The following is a 25,062-nucleotide window of genomic DNA, read 5'->3' on the forward strand; positions in this document are numbered from 1 at the left end:
TATAGAATTTACAAAAAAAATAGCAGACATTCTAGTTTATCTCATTATCAATTCATTGCCATTTTATTCTGATAGGTATGCAAAAAACTGCACGGATTTGCTAAATTTGTTAGCTCAGGAAGCAAAAAATAGCGAATGTACTCAACTGATTCAAATCGTATACTTTTTACAAGAAACTTATCGGATGGTCATTATGATTTCGGTAATAAAATTGGACTTCAATTAAGCGATCATGCCTTTATTGATATAAAAATTAACACTCTCGGGCAAAGAGAAATTGAATTACTTGAATCAGAATCGAAAGCCGAATGGATATTTACAAGTCGGAATGCAGTAAAGAGTCTTGCACCGATTCTATCTAAATTAGTTCTTGATGAGAACCACAAGGTTTATGCAGTTGGAAAAAAAACAGCAGAAGAACTATCCAAAATTGGTTTGCAAGCCATAGTTCCATCAACTCATAATGCAAGGGCTTTGGTTGAATTGTTAGAGAAAAACAAAGCGGAAAGCTACATTTATTTCTCAGGTAATATTCGGAAAAATACGATCGTTAATTTCTTTACAGAAAATGATTTAACCTATGAAGAAATTGAGTGCTACAAAACTAGCTTAATTCAACCTGAAATTGATGTTGATAATTTTGATGCCATTTGCTTTTGCAGTCCAAGTGCAATTGTTAGTTTTTTTAAAAAATACAAGCTTAAAAGTCCTGTTCCATGCATTGCCATTGGCAATTCATCCGCAGTTAAGCTATTAGATTATACCGAGCATGTCGTAATGTCTGAAAAGGCTAACATCTACTCCATGCTTGAAATTTGTAATGAATATTTAAACTCATAAAATAACACACTATGTACCAGTACAAAAGAAGTTCTGAACTTTTCGATGAAGCAAACAAATACATTCCAGGAGGAGTAAATTCGCCTGTTAGAGCTTTTAATTCGGTAGGTGGGACTCCTGTTTTTATCGAAAAAGCAAAAGGAAGTATTCTTACTGATGCTGATGGAAACGAATATATCGACTACATTTCGTCATGGGGGCCAATGATCTTAGGACATGCATACCCTAAAGTTATTGATGCAATTAAGGCTAAGGTTGAAGATTCAACCTCATTTGGCGCACCTACAGCCTTAGAAATTGATATTGCCAAGTTAATTGTTGATATGGTTCCAAATATCGATAAAGTAAGAATGGTAAACTCGGGAACGGAAGCATGTATGAGTGCAATTCGTGTTGCCAGAGGATATACCGGACGAAATAAATTTATCAAATTCGAAGGTTGTTATCACGGACATGCTGATTCATTTTTGATTAAGGCAGGTAGTGGAGCCAGTACCTTTGGTGTACCAAATTCCCCCGGCGTTACTCCTGGAACTGCTAATGACACTTTAACGGCAAAGTACAATGATATAGAAGCGGTAAAACAATTAGTAGAAGAAAATAAAAGTGAAGTTGCCGCTATTATAATTGAAGCCATTGCTGGTAACATGGGATGTGTACTTCCTAAGAAAGGATTTTTGGAAGATCTACGTGAACTTTGCGATAAAGAAGGCATTCTATTGATATTTGATGAAGTAATGTCGGGCTTCCGCTTAGGAAAAGGTGGTGCTCAGGAATATTTTGGTGTGAAAGCCGATTTGGTCACCTTTGGTAAAGTAATTGGAGGTGGAATGCCGGTAGGTGCTTATGCTGGTCCTGATGAAATTATGAAAGTAGTTTCTCCTGTGGGTCCAGTTTATCAAGCTGGAACTTTATCTGGAAATCCAATTGCTATGATAGCAGGATATACTCTATTAAAAGAGTTGAATGAGAATCCTCAATATTTTACTGAACTTGCTGATAAAACCGAATATCTTCACAAAGGATTGGATAAAGTATTGACTGAATCTGGATTCGATTATAAAATCAATCGATGCGGCTCTATGATCAGCGTATTCTTTACAGATACTGAAGTTGTAGATTTTGATACAGCAGCAACAGCCAATAATGAAAAGTTTCCTAAATTTTTCCATGAAATGTTGAAAAGAGGTATTTACCTTCCACCTTCATCTTTCGAAAGTTATTTCTTATCTAATTCATTAACTTACGAAATGTTGGATAAAACCATTCAGGCAGCTAAAGAATCTTTAGAAGCAATGAAATAAAAACTCTTGAGGGTCTCGCTCTAAGTGAGACTCTCAATAATACTCTATACTAAGACTCCTTTAGAAATTAGTATTTCTGCCATAATTTGAGAAACATTTGGCATACAAACCTAACCAAACCCCAGCGAAATGATTATAACGAAAGAACACTTACTAGAAACCCACAAAAGAATAAAGCCATTTATTCACAGAACTCCTGTTATGAGTTCTCAGCTAATCAACGAAATTGTCGGAGCTGAAATCTATTTTAAGTGTGAGAATTTTCAGAAAATGGGTGCTTTTAAAATGCGTGGCGCAACCAATGCCATTCTTCAATTGACAAAAACAGAGAGAGAATTTGGCGTTGCGACTCATTCATCGGGTAATTTCGCTCAAGCATTGGCTTTAGCTGCAAAATTGCAAGGCATAAAGGCATATGTGGTAATGCCATCGAACGCTCCAGAAATTAAGAAAACTGCGGTAAAAGGCTACGGTGGTGAAGTAATTGAATGTATACCAACTTTAGAAGCCCGAGAAACAACCTTAAATGAGGTAGTGAATAAAACTGGTGCTATTTTTCTTCATCCTTATAATGATTATCAGGTAATACAAGGGCAAGGAACGGCTGCAATGGAATTATTTGAAGAACATGACGATTTAGATACTCTTTTTGCACCAGTTGGTGGTGGTGGATTACTTGCAGGAACCGCTTTGGCAGCACATCATTTTTCATCACAAACACAAGTAATCGCTGGTGAACCAATGGGTGCTGATGATGCATGGCAATCGCTTCAGAAAGGTGAAATTGTTCCTCAAACCAATCCTAAAACCATAGCTGATGGATTGCTAACATCCTTAGGAGATAAAACTTTCCCAATAATTAAGGAGCATGTAAAAGAGATTGTTCGTGTTGAAGAAAACGAAATAATTGAAGCTATGCGATTAATTTGGGAGCGAATGAAACTTATTGTTGAACCATCGAGTGCCGTCGCGCTTGCTGCATTAGTAAAGCACAAAGAAAAATATCAGGGAAAGAAAATTGGAGTCATCCTTTCTGGTGGTAATGTACAGCTAAGCAAATTGCCATTTTAAATTATTAATGATTCATGGATTTAGGAAAATTACTTGATCCCTTTCCCATTAAGAAAGAAGCTGAATTAGTTGCCCAAAGCATTGCCGAAGATCCTAAACACATTCAAGCTTTATGGGAAATTTGTATTAGTGATCAAAAACACTCCTGGCGTTCCACTTGGTTAATGGATAAAGTTTATGATATTGCGCCAGAATTGGTTCGTCCTTATATTCCCAAAATGATAAAACTGATTCCTACACTCGAAAACGAAAGCAAACAAAGGCAATACTTAAAATTAATCAGTTCAGAACCTCTCCCTAGGAACATCTCGGGGGATTTTATCAATCGCTGTTTCGACTTATTAATTTCATCGACAACTGCTATTGCTGTAAAAGTTCATGCCATGCAAATCCTCTACAATTTCTCACAAAAAGAACCAGACATTAAAAATGAACTGGCTCTTATTATTGAAGAACAAATGGAAAATGGCACCGCTGGCTTTTGCTCAAGAGGAAGGAAAATTTTAAAGAAAATAAATACCTCCTAAGTTCTATCCATTCGAAATTGTTATTCCTTCGTATGCTATTTCAATCGTTTCTATAGCAACTTCATTACCATCCGATTTTAAATCGGTACCAGTTATTTTTGTTGGCCAGGCATTTTCCAATACCCAGACCATTGTAGGATCACCACCTTCATCTAATAAACTGATCGTTACAGACACGCGCTTTATCGTATTCATTTTAATTTGAGAATACCAATCCCAAAATTTATTGTCAGATTTAAAGATCCCCTTTTTCATTGTCACATTACCAGTTTTTTTAATACACGGTATTTTAATCGTTGAAAATTCTGGGCTATCACCATGTCTGTATTCTATTGGTTGTGCTTCTGTATCGAGTCCGGAAACTTCTTGAAAGGACATTACCTCGCAATCCCATTTAACTTCAAAATGAAATTTTGGCATTGGCCATACATTTGTTGATTGAGCTGATCCATCATCTGCCATAACTATTTTATTTAAAATTTATAATTCCTTTTGTCTTATGATTTCTGCATCTGTTGCTGAAAAGTAATCTCAATAAATTTAGCTGGTCTTGTGATAGCAACCAATATTATAATTCTCAGATATCATTGTTTCATTTAAACCAACATAAACACTAAATGCATCATCAGAAACTGCTCCTGTCACCCAGCCCTTGCTCCCATTTTCAGATTTTTCTGTATAACTCACGATTGCGGTCACTGATATACCTGCATACACTTAAGAATTAGAAAAAGGATTTTTTTCTTCAATATAAGACTCAGATATTTTCAATGTTCCTATAATTAAGAATTACACGTTTTAAATATAGTCAATTACATCAATTTAAGCATATCTTTTAATAACATATTAATTAAATCACATTACAAGAAAATTCAATTTTAAAATTAACATTAATTTATTAACTTTTCATTTAAGTCGTCACTTAACTACATTTCACATCACATAAGGATCTTACATATTGATATTTACAGCACCACAAACACAATACTCTTAGTTTTATCCAATCAAAAAACCATAATTACATTAACACTAACAAACAAAATTCCTAATAATTTTTTATTTATCAGTAAAATATCACTAATTTGCATATTGTACAATTAAGAAATTTCAGAATAGATATTAATGGTGAAGGAAAAAGATTTTTTGGTGACCGAAGAAGAAAAAAAATTGCTAAGAGATAATGCAATTAATAACGAGCTGGATAGACTTACAAATACACTTAAAAGAAAAAGAAAGATAATTGTATTCTATAGAGTATTATTCATCTGTTTACTTTGTATCATTGGTTCTTTTCTCTATCTCAAACAGAGCAAAATACCTTTGGAGAAATCAATTGTTAAGAATGATAAGAAAGAAATAATTCCTCCTAAAAAAGTAAAAACGCCAACTAAAACCCAAAAGACTCAATTACCTACAATTGTATACTATACAGTATATTTTGCCAATGAAAATTCATATCCTTTGGCGCAGTTCAAAAACATGGAAAATGCGAAAAAATTCTGTAAAGCTTTGAATCAAATGAACTTACCTGCAAGCCAAATTCTAACTGATTCTATTTATAGAAGCCGAGAAAAACTTCAAGAAAAGAATTATCCTTATCGTTATGCAGTGCAGCTAGGAGCATACAATCATGATATCTTGAAAAAATACAAGAACAATTTAATATGGATGACAGAAGAAGAAGAGGAAGATTATTTCAAGTACAGAATTGCTCCTTTTTATGGATTTTCAAAAAGTCAGGATTTCACAGGTAAAATTGAACTTAACGAACCATATATTTTACCAATTTAAATAAAACTTTAATGTAAATTGGCTTTAATTTATTCCACATTACTATTTTTATAATCAAACAGTCATAAATTAAAACAATATTGAATTTAAAATTTATCTCGTGATAATAAATTTGCCGATATTTATTAGTGTATTATGAAAGAATCTATACAGATGCCTAAATGGATGCTTGATAAATGGCAAGGAATTGCCGATTTGCTTGCTGATCTATTATCCATTCCTGCTGCTTTAATCATGAAAGCAGCAAATCAACAAATGGAAGTATTTATAACTAGTAATTCGAAAAATAATCCATATAAAGTTGGTGACAAAGAAGATTGGCATGGTTTATATTGCGAAACAGTAATCAAATCGAAAGAAAAACTTCTGATTTCAAATGCTTTAATAAATAAAGACTGGGATCAAAATCCCGATATTAAACTCGGAATGATTGCTTACCTGGGATACCCAATATTCTATCCTGATAATTCACCTTTTGGAACAATATGTATTTTGGATGATAAGGAGAATCATTTTTCTGCACTACATGAAAAAATTCTTTTACAATTTAAACAAGTGATCGAATTAGACCTGGCTTTAGTTACGTCATTTGAGCTTCAATCCTCTGAAATGATTAATACCATTAATGAACAACAAAAGCAGCTTAAGGAACAAAACAACGCCTTACAGAAAGCAAAAGAAAAAGCTGAGGAAGGAAATCGATTAAAATCAGCTTTTCTGCAAAATATCTCTCATGAAATTAGAACTCCTTTAAATGCAGTCGTCGGATTTTCTGAACTTTTAACTTTGCCCAACCTAACTAACGAAAAAAGAGATTATTTTTCTTCGATTATTATAAAAAACTCAGATCAATTACTTTCGATTGTATCTGATATTCTAACCGTATCTGCAATTGAAACAGATCAGCAAAAAGTTAATATCGAGGATACATGTCTCGATTCATTATTACAAGATCTTGAAGATATTTACCGACAAAAGTATGATGGAAAAGAGATTGTATTGATTAAGAGAATTCCTGAAAGCCTAAGAGGATACAAAATTAAAACTGATAAAACTAAGGTAAACCAGATTATCACAAATTTACTAAACAATGCATTTAAATTTACTGATAATGGTTCCATCGAATTTGGCATTGATTTTAAAAATAATAATTGTGAATTTTTTGTGAAAGATAGTGGCATTGGGATACCGGAAGATATGCAAGATGAAATCTTTAATCGATTTACACAAACAAACGAGACCATAAGTGAATTGTATGGAGGAATTGGTTTAGGTCTTTCTATTTCTAAAGCATTTGTTGAATTGTTAGGTGGGAAAATTTGGATGAAATCAGAAGTTGGTAAAGGTTCTAACTTCTATTTTACTCTACCCATAAAATAGGACATTAAAAAAGGAGAAAGTTGCTGACTTTCTCCTTTGTATTTATTTCTCTATATCTGATTTTCACTATCTTCCCCAATCTGATTCTTTTACTTTCTTCACCAAATATTCCACATTTTCTACAGGAATTGATGGAAGCAAACCATGTCCCAGGTTGAAAATCCATTTGTGATCTTTTCTACCATAATTCAAGTAATACTCAAATTCACGATCAATAGCTTCTGATGTAGATTCCAAGATTCTTGGATCGAAGTTACCTTGTAGAATCATCTCCTCTCCTACAATACTTCTAACTTCGTGCAATGGCATCTGCCAATCAACACTAACACAATCACACAAATCGTAATTTACCATATTGATACCTGTTCCCAATCCTTTAGGAAGATAAATGGTCTTCACTCCTTTTTCGCGTACTGCACCTAAAATTGCCTTTACCGACGGTAAAAATACTTCCTTATACAATTCAACAGGAATAAGACCCGCATGTGTTTCAAACAACTGAAATGCCTGCACACCATGCTCTACTTGTTTCAATGCATAATGAATACTCATTTCCGTTATTTTAGCCACAACTTTCTTCATCAATTCCTTATCGCGGTATATAGCTGGAACAAAATCAGGAAAATTCTGATTGCGACTAAATCCTTGATACATGTAACAAAGTGTGGTTAACGGACCGCCACAAAAACCAATCAGAGGAATATTTGCAGGCTTGATTTCCAGGATTCGATCAATAGCCTTATAGATGTGCTCTAATTTTTCAGGCTTTTCTGTTAGAAAATCCAATGGATCATTAACATCCTTTAATGCAGTTGCGAAACTAGGCCCTTTCCCTTCAAAACTTAACTCCATTCCCAAAGCTTCAGGAATTACCAGAATATCAGAAAAGAGGATTGCTGCATCAACACCTAAATCGTGAATTGGCAACATGGTAACATCAGCCGCCAAATTAGGCGTTTCCATCATCTCTTTGAATCCGTATTTTTCACGTAATTTCATATACGATGGCAATACTCTTCCCGCCTGACGCATAAACCACATTGGTGGTCTTTCTCTTTTGACTCCGTTAATCGTATCTAAAAATATTGATTGGCTCATTTAGTTGTAGTAATTAGTCGTTAGTAATCAGTAGTAAAAATAAGGATTCTCATAAAAATGAGAATCCTTATTGATTTTATAGTTTACCGTTCAAAATATCAGCTACATCTTTTGCATGATAAGTGATAATGATATCTGCTCCAGCTCTTTTAATTGACATCATGATTTCCATCATAACACGCTTTCCATCAATCCAATCGTTCGCTTCAGCAGCTTTCACCATCGAAAATTCTCCACTTACATTATAAGCAGCGACTGGCACATTAAATTCGTGTTTGGTACGATAAATTACATCTAAGTAACTTAAAGCTGGCTTCACCATTACGATATCCGCTCCTTCTGCTATATCCATCTCTACCTCACGAATGGCTTCATCGCTATTTCGTGGATCCATTTGGTAAGTTGAACGATCACCAAACTGAGGTGCACTATCTGCTGCATCTCTGAATGGACCATAAAAACCTGATGCATATTTTGCAGAATAAGCCATGATAGGAATTTTCTCAAAGCAATTCTCATCCAATGCTTTTCTCATGTATCCAATTCTACCATCCATCATATCACTTGGTGCAACCATATCTACACCAGCTTCAGCCAAAGAAACTGCCTGAGCTGCTAATGTTACCAATGTCTGATCATTGTCTACATCACCATCTACAATTGTTCCACAATGTCCGTGTGTGGTATATTCGCAATTACAGATATCAGCAATAATATACATTTCAGGATGCTTTTCTTTAATAGCTCTAGTAGCTTTCTGAACGATTCCATGATCGTGTGTTGCTACAGTTCCATCCTCATCTTTCGATTCAGGAATACCAAAAAGTAAAACAGACCTTACTCCCGACTCTAATAATTCACCACATTTCTCTACCAACATATCAATAGATAACTGATCGTTACCTGGCATACTCTTGATAGGATTTTGTACCTTCTCGCCTGGACAAACAAAAAGTGGCATAACTAAATCATCCGCAGAAAGACTGGTCTCAGCAATCATATCACGTACAACTTTACTGTAACGTAATCTTCTCATTCTGGTATCCGGAAAAAGTGGTCGTAAACTCATAGTGTGTGTGTATTTTGTATTGTTTTGTTATATATTTTGAATCAATCATCAATTGATTCTTATTATTTTCTCACAAGGCTTTTAAAGATAAAAATTTATTCCTTTCGCTTTACACGTTTCTTTCATTTGTGAGGCTAATTCTTTCGATTTTTGTACCGAATCAGATACAGGAACTTCAATCTGCTCTACAATAAAATTATTGGTTTTTAGATCTCCTACGATAGCTACCATAAATAATTCCTCGCCAGTTACCACTGCATGAGCTGCCAACGGGAATTTACAGCCTCCTTCAATTTCAGCCATAAATGCTCTTTCGGCAAAAATTGCGTTCATAGTTGGCTCATGATTCACTTTCTCGAGAATAGCAATGGTTTCAGGATCATTATCACGACATTCAATTGCAATCGCTCCTTGTCCAATTGCAGGAATACATTGATCAACATCTAAAAGTAAATTTTCTTTGAACTCTTTACCCAACCTATTCATTCCGGCAGCTGCTAAAATTATGGCATCATATTCACCATCTATTAACTTTTGCATTCTGGTATCGATATTACCACGAATCTCCTTAAATTCGATATCGCTTCTCAAATCAGCCAGTTGAACTCTTCTTCTCGGACTACCTGTTCCCAACACAAATCCCTTAGGCATTTCGTCAATTGTACTTCCATCTCTACTCAGGAAAACATCACGAACATCTTCTCTCTCCGGAAAAGCAACTAATTTCAATCCCGAAGGATGAAAACTCGGTACATCTTTCAAACTATGAATGGCAATATCAGCCTCATTTTCCAATAAAGCATGCTCTAATTCTTTTACAAAAAGTCCGGTTGTTCCAAATTCAGTTAAGGAGCGATTTAAAACTCTATCACCTTGAGTACTAAATTTTTTCACTTCAAAATCAACTTCAGGATTCGCTTTTTGCAGTAATTCAACTGTCTGCATGGTTTGAGTATAAGCCAGCAAACTTGGACGAGTAGCTACAACAATCTTCTTTTTATCAGACATTTTGCAGGTATTTCAGGTAGTTAATAATCTTATGATTTAGAAATAAAAAAGCCATATAAAACAAGGTTTATACAGCTTTTTATCGAAAGCTTTTTACAGTTTTACGAATCCATATCTTTAAATATCATATTTAATGTTTCCATTGGGCTCGATTGCTTTTTGTGATGATCTTTCAAGTGATTGATACATGCACGAGCAATCTTATTCACAATATTATTGGTGATGTGTTCAACTTTTTTCAACTCATCATTAGATAATTTGTTCTTGTGATAATCCAACTCTTTCTTTTGTACTTTTTGTAAATTCTCTTTTAAAGCAACAATTACTGGCGAAAGATATTTCACCTCAAGCCACCCATAAAATTCACCTATAGAAGCTTGTATAATTCTCTCAGCATCAGGAATGCAAGCTTTTCTTTGCTCTATTGCTGTAGAAATATGCTTCGACAATTCATCAACTGTAATTACCAAAACATTATCCAATTCATCAATTGCATTATCCACATTACGTGGAACCGATAAATCAAGAACCAACTTGCAAGATTCAACACCTTTAAAATGATCAAGAGTAAGTGTTGGTTTTGATGCTCCAGTTGCAACTATAATTATTTCTGAATTATTTACCTCTTGATTTAGTTTATCAATTGTTTGATATTGAATATTGAATTTAGCAGCAAGAGCCTCAGCTTTTTCAACCGTTCTATTCACTAAAGTAAGTGAACGATTGTTCATGTGTTTTAACAAATTTCCACAAGTATCCTTTCCTATATCACCAGTTCCGTACAGTAAAAAATTGCAAGTTTCAAGAGTTGAAACTTTATCTTTTATATACTGAACTGCAGCATGAGAAACGGAAGCTGCTCCTTTACTAATTTCTGTTGTATTTTTAATCTTTTTACTAGCCTGAAAAACAAAAGAAAATAAACGCGTTAAAAACGAATTTAAAATTCCTAAATTTTCAGATAGCTGATAAGCATTTTTTACCTGACCCACAATTTGAAAATCTCCAATAATTTGAGAATCCAAACCTGAAGTTACTTTATATAAGTGACGAATACACTCATTTCCATGAAGCGTGTATCCATTGCAATTAAAATCGTTACGATTTCCTTTACAATATTTCAAAAACAGACTGGTAATCAGCTCTACTTGTGAAGAGTGCGCATAAATTTCAGTACGATTACATGTTGATAATATAACCATACCTTCAATTTCGTTGTTCTTAGCCTCCTTCAGTAAACTTTCCTGATCTTCAGCAGATAAAGAAAATTTTTCCCTTACATCGAGAGCCGTTTTTCTATAGCTAATTCCTAGTACAAATAATTTTTGTAAGTTTTCTCGAATTTCTAATGACATAAAAACGGAATTTGTTTTAAGGTGTAGCACACTTGCCATATAATTTGGTGCCACAACCAGTGCCAAATATAAAGGTAATAATTCAAAAATCCTTGCATTTGCAATAAGTATACCAAGTATTATTAAGCACTTTGTATTTTATGAAAACCATAAAAACTCTAAAAGGATTTTAATATCTTAAATACCAAAATAATCGACATTAATTCATAATTTTCCTATTACCAATATATTTATTCATTTAAAATAAATATAAATTTGTGGAACGATATTTTTAGATAATAACACATGAATAAAACGTCTTTTAACAGAAATAAAAAGATAAGTATTTTGGGTTGTGGATGGTTAGGACTCCCATTAGCTGAATACTTTATACAAAACCAATATACTGTTAGTGGTTCTGTTGCCGGAATAGATAGAATTAAATTGCTTAGAAAAGCCGGTATCATTCCCTATCATATTTATCTGAATCCTTTAATAAATGAAGATTTTGACAAAGAATTTTTCAATTCAGATATCTTAATTGTTAATTTTCCACCCAAAAGAAGAGATGATATTATTGAATTTCATGAGAGACAAGTGCTTTCATTGCTAAATGCTATTAAAAATTCGGCTGTAAAAAAAGTAATATTTGTAAGTTCAACATCAGTTTATGCAAACACAAACTCTGTTGTTGATGAATTGAACACAGATACTCCAGATAAAAACAGTGGAAAAGCTTTAAGAATAGTTGAAGAATTGTTTCAACAAGAAGATTCTTTTGATACTACAATAGTAAGATTTGGTGGCTTAATTGGTTATGATCGTAAACCAGGTAGATTTTTCGCTGGAAAAAAACAGGTGAAAGATGGTGAATCTCCAGTTAATTTAATCCATCGGGACGATTGTATTGGAATAATAAATCATATAATTGAAAATGAATTATGGGGAGAAATCTTTAATGCTTGTTGTCCGGAACATCCTAAAAGAAAAGATTTTTATAAACATGCTGCAAAGCTTGGTGGTTTTGAACTTCCAGAATTTTCATTAACAAAAGAACAATTTAAGATTATTAGTTCAGAGAAATTAATTAAAACCTCAGGATATTTATTTCATTTTTCAAATCCTATAGATGCATTGTAATGATCAACACAAAGTTAAACTTCACATGAATATCTCCATACTATTATCCATAAGCAATTTAAGAAATATACCATTGTTTTATTTTGGGCAATAACTCGTCGTGCGAACATGTCATTTACAATTTAATTGTCATTCATTCTCACTCATTCTACTGCAAATAGTATAATAATCCTTATTGTCTAAATAAGCTCCTACTTATTGATTTATTAATAAAATATGATAGTTTTAAAATTTATTAAACAAGTGAGTGTTGATTTTACTTTTTAAACTAAAAAAAGATATAATCATCCTTTATTTTAATACTATAATCAATTTAATGTAAACTCTTTAAGTATTTTAATTACTTTAGAACTGAAGAGAGATATTATTAATAAAATGGTTTATTTACTCATTAAACAACCAACTAGGGATATTAACTCCTGGAAAAAAGCGTTCAATCGATTTTTAGATTATCGAAAAATCGGAGGAGAGCTTTCTTGTGATATATATGAAACCCCAAAAAAGGAAAACGAACTAATTGTCCTTTCTAAATGGACATGCATGAACGATGTTAAGGAGTTTCTCTCGTCGCAATCTTTTGAAATGATTAAGGAGTTAGAAAAAGAAGAACCTCTTACTGTAAAACTTCTTAACAGACAATCTCTTGGAAAATACATTCAGGATCTACATTAAATCCTCTACCCTAATTATCAAATCAGAATTTATTTCTTTTATCGTTGAAAGAGTTAAATCGCACAAAATTTCTCCAAAAGCCTTATCATACAAGCTGTTTTCTAATGAATTTATATACTCTGATAAATTCATTTCATTTTGATCTCCATTGTTGATTTTTTTATAATATTCGATAATTTGAATCTCATTCAAATTAAACTGATCATCGTATAAAAGAGGTGTAATACTAATGCTATCATCCAGAAAAATCTTTTTTATCTCTTCCGAAACAGAGTTAATGTATGAGTTTAATACATCAATAATATCCTCATAATTATCAATTACTTCTGAATTCCTAATTTCATTTAAATCATTGAAAGCATCGGAAATAAATGAGCTCAATACAACCAGATACTCCTCAAGTTTATCCAAGTGATTATTCTTTACACCTGGCTGCAATTTATAGAACTCAATAATGTTCTGTATAATCTCGTAATTGTATTTATTAGTAATCAATTTCAGTACCTGTTTTTATTTTTAACTCCATTTAAATGCAGATGTGTTGCCTCAAAAAATTGTGGACCTAATTTGCCTAGAATATTACTTGTTAGCTGTGCATTTCCTTCGACACCTAGTATCGCGTAGCCTTTATTCCCTCTATGTCCCAATTGTAAATTAAGAATATTTATATTCTGAGAGGCTAAAGCAGAAAGCAAAATTAACAAAACTCCTGAAGAATTATTATGAACAGAAAGTATCATTTGCTGATTTATTGCAATAGGTAAATTAACTCCATCAACTTCTAATAAATAATTTTCACCTTTTTTCAGCTTGGGTATCTCAAAATTATCACCAACTCTAATATTTATAAAACTATCTCCACCGGTTCCTTGAACAAATTCAACTGCCTCCCTTATAGAATCATCATTGCCAGATAAGGTTAGAAAGGCTGTGGCTGTTCCATCGTTATTCGAATTTAAATAAGCAGTTTCTACATTTATTTCTTCAGAAGCCAAAGCGTTAAAAATCATGGAAAGAACACCTGGTTCATCTTTATGGTGAGATAAAAGACCTTTAACTTCATCTTTGGGTGATTCAGGAATGGTATTACTAATAGTAATCGATCTATTTCCTTTTCGAATACGAATTGCCTCAAATTCGCCTAAGGAAGTGGAATTTTTATGATGCTCAAGAAAGGTTCTAAAAGATCCACCAAATGAAAATTTAGGAATTCGTCTTTGTTTGCTATTCTCGAAGCGCAAATTCAACATTTCAATTCCAAGATTCATTACTTTATACTTCTCTTCTTTAAAGCCTGTACTTCGCAATGGACGCTTTTCGGGAATGCACTTCGAAAAACTCAAATAATGCTTGTATCCAGCTTCATATGCATATTGAATTCCCTCCTTGTAGTGATTTCCCAAATTTTGAATTGTATGAGTATCGGTTCCTAACGAAATAGGTATATCCAACTGTTTGGCTCTTTCCAGAATCGATGAATCCGGATAAATACCACAACCTTTGTTTATACCAGCTAGATTAACATCCAAAGCAAGATGGTATTCACTTATCATTTCCAATAAATACCTCATCCTACGAGCAAGAATATGATTTGAAGTTTCCAATTCTTTCAATGGGACTGGAACAGGTACAAATAGTTTAGGAAGATCTATATGTCCAATAACCTGAACCATTTCCCAGGATGAATCCACCATCTCAATCAACTCTTCAATATATCCTAACCAATAGTTCTCAACACTTCCTCGTAGTTTTATTAGCGCTTCAGCTTCTTCTATGGAGCCATCGTAAGGAATTCCTTCTTTTGAAAAATGAAGTGAAGCAATCACAAAATCTGCATTCTGAGCCTGGAAAATCTTAGAACGATTCCATTGCAATCCCAAATCTGCACCCAACCACTCTAGTTCTATTCCATATCGTATGCAAATTTTATCTCCGTATTTCTGTTTTAATTCCTCTATTTTATTGGGATAGGTAAAATAGGCATTATCGCCTCGAATAAACTTTATATCCAGTCTTTTTTCTGCTGCATATCGAAAACGGGTTAACCTGGGTGTATGAATGATAAAGGTGATATTTGGATGAGCTTTCTCAATCGCCAATTCTGTGATTTTTTCCAGCTCATCAACACCATGTTTAACATGATCGTTTCCTGTACCAGCGTGAATTCCATGGGTTTCCCAAATAAAATATTCAGGTTGATTTGTGGTATTTTGTGGCATTTTGTTGTGGTTTCGATTAATAGTCGAGTAAAATTAATCATTTGATTAGAAATTGAAAGAAGTATGAAAATAGAATGCATAAAAAATCCCGTCCCTACAAAGAGAGACGGGGGAATCGAAGCACCCACTACAATAACTTCGATTAATCAAACAAGTTATTTATTTACCTAAAAATCATACGACTAGATCACAGACCAAGCGAAATACCAATTTTTAAGTATAAGTCATTATCTAAATCATATTTCTTAACGCTATCTTTTTCATTAAGGAGTTCAAATTTTCGATAAAAAGTAAAACCAGAGCTAAGATTAAATTTTAGCATTTTGTATAGCTTTTGTGTTAGCATTATACCTCCTCCTAAGTTCATGATTCGAATATTATCTATTTTTTTTTCCTCCTTATACAAATCTTCACTTAGTGTATAATTATCTCCAACCATAGTTAAATTGGCCGCAATATCTGTATTATTTCCTACTTTGTAATTGATTTTAAGATTTGGAAATCCAAAGTTAAAAGACCACTTTTCGTTGTATTGCCACATCAAACTAAACATAGGCAAAGGTGCAGGAACTCCTGTTGTTGATGAATACATAAGCCCGAATTGAAGATCTACATTAGGCTTTAGTTTTTTCATCATCATGAACATTCCCATTAATCGAATATCATTCCACTGAACAGAGGATGTTAAATTTGAAGAAATCCTTGGTGAGATCATCCCCATCATTGCCCAATTATTTTTCAATTTCTTCATATATCCCATAGAGTAAGATATTGTGTGAAATTGTTCCAATTCTTTAAAATTTAAATCGCTAATCGGATAATATATATTTGCTTGAGCATATTCAAATTTATTTATCAATAAGTTTCTCTGATTTTTTAGGCTTATGGGCATAGCAAACCGGATTCTATACTTGTCAAATCTCACACTATTCTTCGAATTATTATTACCTAAACTGATATAGTCAAAACCTGCAATTTCCTTTTTCATTTGCGCACTTATAGGGCTAGAGTTCAGTAAAATAAGCAGGATTATAACTATTTTTCTTTGGTCAAAATTCATTTTTCCTCATCATTTATAAATGATCTTATTGCTCCAATAACACACCACTAATTCTCTGAATATTGAGCTCAGATAATTTCGAATCATAACGTGCTGTTGCTTTTTCATTTTTAGCTTCTACCAAATTTAACTGAGCCTCGCGAAATGTTGTTGATGTTACTTGCCCCAATTGATAGTATTCTTTCGTTTGATCAAAATTCAACTGGGCAGCTTCTAAAGCATCCTCTTCCAAAGTCAATACTTTAATATTGTATTGATAGTCAGCAAAAGCATTTACCAAATCTTTTTCCAATTCCAAGATGGTATTCTCATACTCATATTCAGTAATTTGTTTTTCAATTCTGGCATTTGCTATTTCAGTCTTTTTTCTCTTTCCATCGAAAATATTAAAGCTCATTGTAAGTCCACCGGTTAATTGTGTATTTGAGTTTGTTCCTGCAATATTATTTTCATAATAAGAATACGAAGAGTTCAATTTTAATGATGGCAACTGTCCAGATTTGGCTTGCTTAATTGCAGTTTCATCCTGACGTAATACATTCGCTTTCAGCAAATATTCAGCATTTTGATCCAATGTTATTTTTTTTAACTGAACTAGATTAAACTCCTGAAATTTTGTCTGGTCCGGAATTAACTGAATAGTAGTTTCCGCTTTTCTACCCAATAGTACATTCATATCTCTCATAGCTTCCTCGTAAACCTGTTGAGATTTTAAATAACTGCTACTATCTCTGTTAAAATCAACCTTCGCGTTTAATACTTCCAATTTATTAATATTTCCAAACTCATATTTCGTTTCATTTCTACGTAATCTTTCTTTTGATATTTCAAGGTTTTCTTGGGTAACCTCTAAATCATCAAAAGATTTACTTAGTTGGTAAAAGCTGGATATTACATTGGCAATTGTATTTTCAATGTTATATCGAGCTGTTAACTCTCCTTGTTCTTTCTGAAGATTAAGAATTTTATATTTATATCGTCCACCTAAACCGTCGAACAAAGTATATGAGAAATTCAATGCTCCAGATGAAGAGATTTCATCAGCACTATACTCGGTATAATTTACTCCTCCACTAGCACTTAGGGCAGGTAATAAGCCTGCATTTCCTTTTGTCGCATTATTATCAGAAATTTGTGCCTGATTCTTAGCTACTTTAATATTTAAATTATTGCTTAAAGCAATTTGTATTGCAGATTCTAAGGTTAAAGCCTCTTGAGCGAACAATGGAGTCGAAAACATCAGGAATCCTATTAATATCCTTATCTTTTTCATTTGTTACTAATTTTATTTTTCACTTATCCTTTTCCATAAACTAATAAAAGAAGATGGCATTAACATCAGATTAATTACATCTTAAGACATAACAGAATTTCACCCGTCAAATAAATCTGAAAAGCCAAATATTTAAAGTTTATAATTCGATATTTTGAATGATGTCTTCATCTTGAATTCTGAATTTTGCGGCTTGAAATTTTGGAGGTCCAAAAAATCCTTTTGCATTATTTGAAACGCCAACTTTTTCCATAGGTCTTCCTTTACTATTAAGATCCAACTCATTGTTGATATTTTCATCATGAAAACACATAATTGCATAAGTTCCTGCTTTTATGCTTTCAAAATTCACACTTGCTTTTCCCTTCACGATTATTACCGTTTTACGAAAACAAGGATTTTTTAAATAACTGTCAGCATTACTGTATATTTCTACTATTACTTGCCCTTTGTCTGATCTCAATCCGGATACCTGAACATTTATTGAATTATTATTTTCCGAAGTAATTGCTACTGCCTGATCTAAGCTTAATACTTCTTGTGCAAACAATGAAGTTGATATCAGACTAAAAATTATAATTATTTTGATTTTTTTCATTCCGTCATTTTTTAAAAACTGTCAACCCTAGCAACATTGACTCAATTAGTTTTAATTGGTTTAATCTCTTTGTAATTTAAATTGAAAAACTAATTCATCATATTCCTTACCGCTGGTTCCACACTTTCTCTTGAAGGCATAACCCCTGTTTTTAAATATTGCCAACGACGTCTTAATGAGTTAACAACAATCAATAACACAGGTAATAATAATAAATTTAGAAAAGTTGCAACCGCCATACCGTAAGCCATCGAAATTGCCATAGGAATCACCATTGCTGCTTCTGGATCATTTGTAACAATAAGTGGTGCCAATCCAACAATTGTAGTAATCGATGTCAATACAATTGGTCTAAATCGAGAAACTGCTGTATCGAAAACCGATAAAATATAATCCTTACCAGATTTGAGATTTTCATTTAATGTGCTAATTAAAACAATAGAATCATTAACCATTACACCCATGAGTGCAACCATTCCCAAGTAAGAAGAGATATCCAATGGAATACCATGAATCCAGTGTCCCCATCCCACTCCGATAAATCCAAATGGAATTAATGTAAAGATTAAGAAGGTTTGAGAAACCGATTTAAAGGTGAAAATAACAATAGAAAATATTAATATTAAAAACACCGGTGCAATAAGGATTCCAGACGCTCCTGCCTTAGCCATTTCTTCAGTTTTCCCCTGAAATCTGTGCTTTAATCCAGAGTACTTGGCTTCTAAAGTAGGTAAAATATGCTCTTTTAACTCAGCATTTATGAGTCCAAGATTAACACTCGCACTTGTTATATCAGCCTGAATTGTAATTTCTCTTTGACCATTAAGGTGATTAATTTTAACAAGATTCCTTTCATAATCCAGATTTGCAATATCCTTTAAAAAATACTCACCACCCGTAGTCGTTCGAATCCGCATATTTTCAAGATTTCCAATAGTGGATCTATCCTTTTTTTCATATCGAACCCAAACGCGAACCTCATCAATTCCTCTTTGCAATCTCTGCACTTCTTTACCGTAAAAAGCTGTTCGAACCTGAGCAGTTACAGAATTTAGGTTTAAACCTAATTTATAAGCATTAGGTTTTAAGCTTAAATTGACTTCACGCATCCCTAACTGATCGTTATCAATAACATTTTTAAGCCCTTCTATTTTAGATAATGTTGATTTTAACTCCTCTTTTGCCAGATCCAGTTCCTCCAAATTGCTACTTTGCAAGGAAACAGAAATAGGCTTCCCAAAATGACTTTCCTGAACGAAATTAAGACGTTCTGCCTGAGGAATCTCACCAACATTTCTACTTATGGCATTTGAAAACTCGCCAGATTGAAAATCTCTTTTATCAGTTCCTAAAATATACACTGTAATTTTCCCAACTGAAGTAGATGTAAGATCCGTTTTGATATTCTCAATAATAGGTTCACCCGTTAAGCTTTGATCTTGAAATTCCTCACCTGTTAGAATTGCTGCTTTTTCGATTATAGCCAAATATTTTAGAGTTTCGCTCTCAGGCGTACCTGCTGGCATCTCCAATTCAATATTGGTATAATTCGTATCATCAATCGAACTATCTCCACTAATAATTATACCTCCTTGATATGCTCCAAGGGTTACTGCCATCACACCTAATGTAATTGCTATTGTAAGCATCTTATTGTTAATACAAAATCGACTAAGAGGCTCAAAACTTACTCTTCGAATCCACAATACCGCATTTGTTGTATAGCTCTCAAACTTCGATACTTTTTTATCACTTTTTAAAGCTTTAGAATGTATAACATGTGATGGCAGAATCAAGAATGCTTCAACAAGAGAGAAAACCAAAGCAAAAATAACAACAAATGCCAGTTCGATAAAAAACTGTCCTAACCTACCTTCAATAAAAAAGAAAGCTGTAAAGGCAACAATTGTTGTTAGCACAGCCGAAAAGACTGCTGGTAAAACCTCCATAGTTCCATCTATACCAGCCTGTAGTGCAGACTTTCCTTTTTCGTAATGTTGAAAAATATTCTCACAAATTACGATACCATCATCAACCAGAATCCCTACGACCAATATCATTCCAAACAACGAAATTTTATTCAAGGTGACACCATACATTGCTGCTACCATAAACATTCCGAAAAATGAAATTGGAATTCCCAATGCCACCCAAAAGGATAATCGATGGTTCAAGAATAACGACAGGAAAATTAAAACCATAACAAATCCCATCAAGCCATTCTCCAATAAAATATCCAGCATTGTTCTTACCGATGAAGAGTTGTCAAATAAGATATCCAGCTTTACATTCTCGTGCTTACTATTGAAGTCCGTTGCATATATTTTTAAATTTTCCGAAATAGAAAGAATATCCTCTCGAGAAGTATGAGAAACAGTAATACTTACTGCTGCATTACCGTCAACATAGGTTCTATTCGGTGTTTCCGACCATTTATCCTTAATTTTACAAACATCCATCAACCGAATGGTTCCGCCTTCGTTTTGTGAACGAATGATGATTCCTTTTAATAGTTCAGAATAGTAGTTCTTTTCTCGAACTCTAATTTTCAATTCCTCATCTGATCCTTTAATCGAGCCACCCGTAATTTCAATATTTTCATTTGCTACAGCACTATAAATATCATCGAAAGTTAAGTTATAAGCAATTAATGCCTCTTCATTGATGCTTATCTCAATCTCTTCATCTGGAAAACCTGATAATGTTACCTTTGAGATTCCATCAATTCCTCTCAAATCATTCTCTATTTGTCGAGCATATGATTTTAAAATTTTCAAACTTAAATCACCGTTAAGTGTCATATTAACAGCTAAAAGCTCAAACTCTCTTTTTTTAACACTAATAGATTCAACACCTACTGGGAAAGAACTAATCCCATCAACAGCATTTTTCACATCCTGCAAAGCGAGGTTTCCATCGTAACCTGACTCAATTGTAACAGTTATGACTGCTAAATTCTCTGTCGAAGAAGAGGTTGTTTTATCAATTCCACTAATTCCCTTAAGGTTATCTTCAATTTTGAGGGTAACTCCTTTTTCAACCTCTTCTGGAGAAGCACCTGGATAACTTGCCGTAACAGTAATTACTCCTGGATCTATTTGAGGCATCACAGTAGTATTTAACTGAGAAATACCTGCCCATCCTAAAAGAAAGAAAACAACAGCAAGTAAGTTTCCCGCGAAAGGATTTTTTATAAAATATGCAACTAAAGCTTTCATTAATTCTTTGTCTAATTAATAATTTGATGAATCATTATTGGCTCTTGGTAATGCTAGTAATTCACTATTACAATACTGCCTCTCCACTAATACCTTTATGTATTCCTGATGTTTTTAATACCAGTAAACTTCCATTTTCCAGGCTATTAGTTATAAAAGATCCTTCTTTTTGTTGGACGATATCAATCTTAAGCTTTTCGACAATATTATTTTGCATTACATAAACATATGATTCATCAATCAACAGTTTTCGAGGAATCTCAACACCTTCTATATTAGTTTTCAAACTAATATCTGCAGATAGAAACATACCATCTTTAAGATTGTCTCCTGACACAGCGATATAAACATTCACCATTTGTGTTTGCGAATCAATCTTACTTCCAATTCTTGACACTTTTCCAGTCCATTCCTGATTAATATTTTCTGAAAAAAGTTTGACTTGATTACCCAACTCAATATTTTTTAAACTGTTTAGATCCACCCCAACAACTAAATCATAAGTATTAGTACTTATAAATTCACCCAATTTCTGTCCAGTTCTCACCAAAGTGCCTGGTTTTATGTACGATTCACTTACTCTACCCATAAAAGGAGCATAAATATTATATTTAGTAAGTAACTCTTCTTCCGATTTGATATCGTAGTAAGACTTGTAAATATTCTTACTGGCTATGAAATACTTCTCTTGATCATTTTTAGCAGGAGGAATTGAGGCTATGGGTTTTTCAACATCAAACTCACTTAAGTATTTTTTCCACCCTTCATAACTATCCGGATAATCAAATTTCAGATCAGGAAGCAAACTAGCAATAGCAGTCATTAAACTACTCTTATTTGCATATAAACCTGTTCGCATCTGTGTATCATTAATTTTAAGCAAAGTCTCTCCCTTTTTATAAGTAATACCTTCCAAAAAGGATTTATTCGAAAATTCCAGCACTCCACTCACTTCTGCAAATACTTCAACTTTTTCATGCGCCTGTAAGGTTCCAATTACTGTATGCTTTAATTCCATTTGTTCATTTTCAATTTTCTGAACTGGAATCCGCAATACCTTTACTACCTCTTTCTTTTCGTGAGGTGGTTCTTTCATGCCTGCCAAAACAAATGCAACAACAAACAAGCTTAGAGCAACAAGTAAACCAAGTATGACACTTTTCTTTTTTAACATCTTGATAAGTTTTTTAGTATTTGCTGCAATGATAAGTCTCAACAAGCTATTAATTAAATTATATCGACAAGCGGAATATCTCAGTCCGTAAATTGCCTAATCAGGTATTTTAACTCAGTTTGACTTCATTTTTAAATTGTTTGCCTTTATTCTGATTTAGTTTGTCGACAAATTGTTGAAATAAGCTTAAGATTTATTTGCTTCGCATTAGAAGAGTAGGATTTGCAATATTTAATTCTAATAAGCAGAATAAATTCATTGCATTTGACTATTTTCATTTTTGGAAATAAATCAAAAAGACCAACAGAGATAATTTTCTAAAAAATCAGTTAGCTCTGTTCACAATAAGATCAAATTGTAATGAATTTAAAAGATAGATTATATCAGTTTTTCTCAATAAGGTTGGTTCAACATCTCTCCTTCTGGTCAGTATTTTTATTATTGGCTTTATGGCGATTCATGGATATGGAAAGAGAAAGAATTGCAAATGAGATATTCTTTGAAATTACTCAGTTATTTGTAATCGTAGTATTCGTTTATTTCAACTTAAGATACTTAATACCTAAATATTGGAACAAAGGAGAGTATTTCAATTATATTATCAATATCATATTTTACGAATTTCTTATCATTAGTTTTTTAAGTATTAGTATTAGATACTATCCAGATATCCATTTTCAAAAAGTAGCAGGAGATAACCCTAGTAGACTAATAGTCATGAACTTTTTTAAGACAAATATTTTTGTCTTATCAAGTTCCTTATTTCATTTTGTAAAAGAATGGATTAAACTAAAAGATGAAAATTTAAAGTTTACTGAAAAAGCCCAGGAACAGCTCGAAGCTGAAATCAGTATTTTAAAAGCACAGGTAAATCCTCATTTTCTTTTCAATACACTAAATAATATTTACTCAATGAGTCTTTATGATTCAAAAAAGACTCCTGAGATGATTCTAAAACTTAGTCAACTTATTAGCTACATGCTATATGAATGCAAGGATGAAGAAGTGAACCTTGAAAAGGAAATTCAATTTATAAGAAACTATATCGATTTAGAATCTGTACGAGTTGAAGATATCGCAAGTATAAATCTCGAAATAAAAGGCGAAGACCCTGGACATAAGATACCACCTCTCCTATTCATACCATTAATAGAAAATGCATTTAAACATGGCATTTCAACTGAGCAAAATTCTTCAGAGATCAATATCAAACTAGAGGTTTCCAACAATAAAGTCGATCTTAAAATCAATAATCCAATTGATGAATCGAAGAATGATAATAGAAAAGAACAATATGGTGGTCTCGGAATTGAGAATGTAAAAAAGAGACTCAATTTGTTATTTCCTAAAAGATACGAGTTTACAATATCTGTAACTGATAATTTATACTCAACACACCTAAGTTTAACACTTTCTTAATGACTACGAATATGAAAATTAAATGTATCATAGTTGATGATGAAATTCATGCCAGAAAAGTTCTTGAGAAATACATACAAGATATTCCTCATCTTGAATTGATTAAATCGTGTAAAAATGCATTGGAAGCGATGGATATTCTACGAAATCAATCAATAGATGCCATGTTCCTGGATATAAACATGCCAAAAATTACAGGCTTAAATTTTCTGGAAAGCTTACAAAATGCACCTGCTGTAGTAATTACAACTGCTTATCGAGAATATGCTCTTGATGCATATGAATTAGATGTAGTCGACTATTTGCACAAGCCCATACCTTTTCCTCGATTTGTAAAATCAATTTCAAAAATTGAAGACAGATTACAGGTTAAAAGTCAGCCAATACAAAAGGTAAAAGAAAACAATCCCGAAATTGCTTCTGATTTCATATTTGTAAAGGCAGATAAAAAAACCATAAAGTTAAATTTTAACGAAATTCAATACATCGAAGGTCTTGGCGACTATGTTAAAATTCATACTAAAGAAAGGAGTATTGTTAGTAAGCTAACCGTAAAGCGTATGGAAGAGTTGTTGCCTTCAAATCAATTCCCACGTGTTCACAAATCCTTTATTGTTGCAATGAGAGCAATTAACTCAATTGAAGGAAATCAAATTGAAACTGATACATGTAAAATTCCAATCGGACAAATCTACCGTCAAGGATTTATTGAATTAATTAATTCATTTCTTAAAAAATAGATCAATCCTGTTCAATTTATAGCTCCTTTTACCACTATTTACAGTCTTCTAAAGGATCTTTGTAGTTTTTTAACATTTTTTAGTTCGGAACAAACCGAACTGTAGTTATATTTGCATCGTTAAAGAT

The 25,062-nt window shown here is 32.9% G+C and carries 23 protein-coding genes; 10 read left to right on the forward strand and 13 right to left on the reverse strand.

Annotated elements, in window-relative coordinates:
• Positions 1-135 precede the first annotated feature (135 nt).
• The 4 genes from GCQ56_RS08905 (at position 136) to GCQ56_RS08920 (ending at position 3,742) form a co-directional block, all read left to right on the forward strand.
• A complete protein-coding gene (locus GCQ56_RS08905) occupies positions 136-840 on the forward strand; it encodes a uroporphyrinogen-III synthase (protein ID WP_152734108.1) in 705 nt (234 codons plus the stop codon).
• An 11-nt stretch (positions 841-851) separates the two neighbouring features.
• Positions 852-2,144 carry a glutamate-1-semialdehyde 2,1-aminomutase gene (gene hemL, locus GCQ56_RS08910; protein WP_152734109.1) on the forward strand — a complete coding sequence of 431 codons (1,293 nt, stop codon included), beginning with the start codon at positions 852-854 and terminating at the stop codon, positions 2,142-2,144.
• Between the two features lie 129 nt (positions 2,145-2,273).
• Positions 2,274-3,215: a pyridoxal-phosphate dependent enzyme gene (locus GCQ56_RS08915; protein ID WP_152734110.1), complete on the forward strand. Its 942-nt coding sequence runs from the start codon at positions 2,274-2,276 to the stop codon at positions 3,213-3,215.
• A 14-nt stretch (positions 3,216-3,229) separates the two neighbouring features.
• Positions 3,230-3,742 carry a hypothetical protein gene (locus tag GCQ56_RS08920; RefSeq protein WP_152734111.1) on the forward strand — a complete coding sequence of 171 codons (513 nt, stop codon included), beginning with the start codon at positions 3,230-3,232 and terminating at the stop codon, positions 3,740-3,742.
• 3 nt (positions 3,743-3,745) lie between these two features.
• Here the strand turns inward: GCQ56_RS08920 and GCQ56_RS08925 are convergent, their stop codons facing one another.
• Both GCQ56_RS08925 and GCQ56_RS20275 read right to left on the reverse strand, forming a co-directional pair.
• Positions 3,746-4,204 (reverse strand): phage tail protein, encoded by a 459-nt coding sequence (locus tag GCQ56_RS08925; RefSeq protein WP_152734112.1) that lies wholly within the window; start codon positions 4,202-4,204, stop codon positions 3,746-3,748.
• A 78-nt stretch (positions 4,205-4,282) separates the two neighbouring features.
• On the reverse strand, positions 4,283-4,429 hold the full coding sequence (locus tag GCQ56_RS20275) for a hypothetical protein (RefSeq protein ID WP_193323753.1): 147 nt from the start codon (positions 4,427-4,429) through the stop codon (positions 4,283-4,285).
• 435 nt (positions 4,430-4,864) lie between these two features.
• Here GCQ56_RS20275 and GCQ56_RS08930 point away from each other — a divergent pair, with 435 nt between their 5' ends.
• A complete protein-coding gene (locus GCQ56_RS08930; RefSeq protein WP_152734113.1) occupies positions 4,865-5,533 on the forward strand; it encodes a hypothetical protein in 669 nt (222 codons plus the stop codon).
• A gap of 135 nt (positions 5,534-5,668) precedes the next feature.
• Complete coding sequence (locus GCQ56_RS08935) at positions 5,669-6,913, forward strand: GAF domain-containing sensor histidine kinase (RefSeq protein WP_152734114.1); 1,245 nt, start codon at positions 5,669-5,671, stop codon at positions 6,911-6,913.
• Between the two features lie 66 nt (positions 6,914-6,979).
• Here GCQ56_RS08935 and hemE read toward each other — a convergent pair whose 3' ends face one another.
• The 4 genes from hemE to hemA all read right to left on the reverse strand — a co-directional run bounded on the left by hemE (position 6,980) and on the right by hemA (position 11,443).
• The gene (gene hemE / locus GCQ56_RS08940; protein WP_152734115.1) at positions 6,980-8,011 is read right to left on the reverse strand and encodes a uroporphyrinogen decarboxylase; all 1,032 of its coding nucleotides are present in this window, start codon (positions 8,009-8,011) and stop codon (positions 6,980-6,982) included.
• 76 nt (positions 8,012-8,087) lie between these two features.
• Positions 8,088-9,080, reverse strand: a complete 993-nt coding sequence (gene hemB / locus GCQ56_RS08945; protein ID WP_152734116.1) for a porphobilinogen synthase — start codon at positions 9,078-9,080, stop codon at positions 8,088-8,090.
• 81 nt (positions 9,081-9,161) lie between these two features.
• Positions 9,162-10,088 carry a hydroxymethylbilane synthase gene (hemC, locus tag GCQ56_RS08950; protein ID WP_152734117.1) on the reverse strand — a complete coding sequence of 309 codons (927 nt, stop codon included), beginning with the start codon at positions 10,086-10,088 and terminating at the stop codon, positions 9,162-9,164.
• A gap of 101 nt (positions 10,089-10,189) precedes the next feature.
• Positions 10,190-11,443, reverse strand: coding sequence for a glutamyl-tRNA reductase (gene hemA / locus GCQ56_RS08955; RefSeq protein WP_193323747.1), 1,254 nt, complete (start codon positions 11,441-11,443; stop codon positions 10,190-10,192).
• A gap of 285 nt (positions 11,444-11,728) precedes the next feature.
• On the opposite strand from hemA, the gene GCQ56_RS08960 reads away from it, so the two are divergent.
• Positions 11,729-12,562, forward strand: coding sequence for an NAD(P)H-binding protein (locus GCQ56_RS08960; RefSeq protein WP_152734119.1), 834 nt, complete (start codon positions 11,729-11,731; stop codon positions 12,560-12,562).
• Between the two features lie 540 nt (positions 12,563-13,102).
• Positions 13,103-13,234: a hypothetical protein gene (locus GCQ56_RS20610; protein ID WP_255473186.1), complete on the forward strand. Its 132-nt coding sequence runs from the start codon at positions 13,103-13,105 to the stop codon at positions 13,232-13,234.
• Here the strand turns inward: GCQ56_RS20610 and GCQ56_RS08965 are convergent.
• From GCQ56_RS08965 to GCQ56_RS08995, 7 genes are all read right to left on the reverse strand, one after another.
• Positions 13,226-13,729 carry a hypothetical protein gene (locus tag GCQ56_RS08965; RefSeq protein ID WP_152734120.1) on the reverse strand — a complete coding sequence of 168 codons (504 nt, stop codon included), beginning with the start codon at positions 13,727-13,729 and terminating at the stop codon, positions 13,226-13,228. The genes GCQ56_RS20610 and GCQ56_RS08965 overlap by 9 nt on opposite strands.
• Positions 13,730-13,731: 2 nt before the next feature.
• Positions 13,732-15,453 (reverse strand): histidinol-phosphatase HisJ family protein, encoded by a 1,722-nt coding sequence (locus GCQ56_RS08970; RefSeq protein ID WP_152734121.1) that lies wholly within the window; start codon positions 15,451-15,453, stop codon positions 13,732-13,734.
• Between the two features lie 187 nt (positions 15,454-15,640).
• Positions 15,641-16,441 (reverse strand): DUF6268 family outer membrane beta-barrel protein, encoded by an 801-nt coding sequence (locus tag GCQ56_RS08975; RefSeq protein ID WP_152734122.1) that lies wholly within the window; start codon positions 16,439-16,441, stop codon positions 15,641-15,643.
• A 97-nt stretch (positions 16,442-16,538) separates the two neighbouring features.
• Entirely contained in the window at positions 16,539-17,786 is a 1,248-nt protein-coding gene (locus tag GCQ56_RS08980; RefSeq protein ID WP_152734123.1) for a TolC family protein, read from the reverse strand.
• A gap of 139 nt (positions 17,787-17,925) precedes the next feature.
• A complete protein-coding gene (locus GCQ56_RS08985; RefSeq protein ID WP_152734124.1) occupies positions 17,926-18,384 on the reverse strand; it encodes a DUF2141 domain-containing protein in 459 nt (152 codons plus the stop codon).
• An 89-nt stretch (positions 18,385-18,473) separates the two neighbouring features.
• Positions 18,474-21,602, reverse strand: coding sequence for an efflux RND transporter permease subunit (locus tag GCQ56_RS08990; protein WP_152734125.1), 3,129 nt, complete (start codon positions 21,600-21,602; stop codon positions 18,474-18,476).
• Positions 21,603-21,669: 67 nt separating this feature from the next.
• The gene (locus GCQ56_RS08995; protein ID WP_152734126.1) at positions 21,670-22,776 is read right to left on the reverse strand and encodes an efflux RND transporter periplasmic adaptor subunit; all 1,107 of its coding nucleotides are present in this window, start codon (positions 22,774-22,776) and stop codon (positions 21,670-21,672) included.
• A 360-nt stretch (positions 22,777-23,136) separates the two neighbouring features.
• Between GCQ56_RS08995 and GCQ56_RS09000 the strand changes: the two genes are divergently transcribed.
• Both GCQ56_RS09000 and GCQ56_RS09005 read left to right on the forward strand, forming a co-directional pair.
• Positions 23,137-24,195: a sensor histidine kinase gene (locus GCQ56_RS09000; RefSeq protein WP_152734127.1), complete on the forward strand. Its 1,059-nt coding sequence runs from the start codon at positions 23,137-23,139 to the stop codon at positions 24,193-24,195.
• A gap of 11 nt (positions 24,196-24,206) precedes the next feature.
• Complete coding sequence (locus GCQ56_RS09005) at positions 24,207-24,935, forward strand: LytTR family DNA-binding domain-containing protein (RefSeq protein WP_193323748.1); 729 nt, start codon at positions 24,207-24,209, stop codon at positions 24,933-24,935.
• The last annotated feature ends 127 nt before the right edge of the window (positions 24,936-25,062 follow it).

Origin of the sequence: Marinifilum sp. N1E240, from assembly GCF_009295825.1 — a bacterium.
GTDB classification, from domain to species: Bacteria; Bacteroidota; Bacteroidia; order Bacteroidales; family Marinifilaceae; genus Marinifilum_A; species Marinifilum_A sediminis.